Annotated in this window: 1 protein-coding gene; it reads left to right on the top strand. The window is 56.1% G+C overall.

Annotated elements, in window-relative coordinates; translation table 11 throughout:
* Nucleotides 1–485, top strand: a 485-nt coding sequence (locus tag BDE01S_RS10925; RefSeq protein ID WP_369405793.1) for an Lrp/AsnC family transcriptional regulator, incomplete at its 5' end; no start/stop codon positions are given.
* Nucleotides 486–597 lie beyond the last annotated feature (112 nt).

Genomic DNA, 597 nt, shown 5'->3' with positions numbered 1-597 from the left:
GTTATCCGAAAAAAGGCCGCCTGAAAATGGAACTCGACAAACTCGACCGGGCAATTCTCAATATGCTGCAAAGCGACGCCACCGTATCGCTGAAAACGCTGGCCGAAGCCGTGCATTCTTCCCCCGCGACCTGCCAGCGGCGGATTGCGGCGCTGACGGAAAACGGCGTGATTGTGCGCCAGACCGCGCAGGTGTCGCCGCCGAAAGTCGGCTTCAGCATCAGCGTGTTTGTGCACATTGAATTGGAGCGCCAGCATCATAGCGTGCAGGAAGCGTTTGAACGCGCCATGCAGCGTGAGGCGCGGGTGGCGGGCTGCTGGGAGATTTCCGGCGATTACGATTTTCTGCTGCTGGTGCACGCCGAAGACATGGCCGCCTACCACGCGCTCACCCGCCGCCTGTTTACCGCCGATAACCATGTGCGCACGTTTAAAAGCCAGTTTGTGATGAACGCGGCCAAAGCCGAAACGAAAATCAGCTTGTGAGGCTGAGGGGGCAGTAAAAAAGCCGTCTGAAAATCGGGTTTTTCAGACGGCTTTTTTTGCGGGATACCGCTCAATCATCGAACAGAGCGTCTATAGTTGAAGAACTGAATTT

It is taken from the genome of Bergeriella denitrificans NBRC 102155 (genome assembly GCF_001592185.1).
Lineage (GTDB): Bacteria > Pseudomonadota > Gammaproteobacteria > Burkholderiales > Neisseriaceae > Neisseria > Neisseria denitrificans.
The sequence above is the reverse complement of the archived record's forward strand: the minus strand, read 5'-3'. Positions and strand labels throughout refer to the sequence as shown.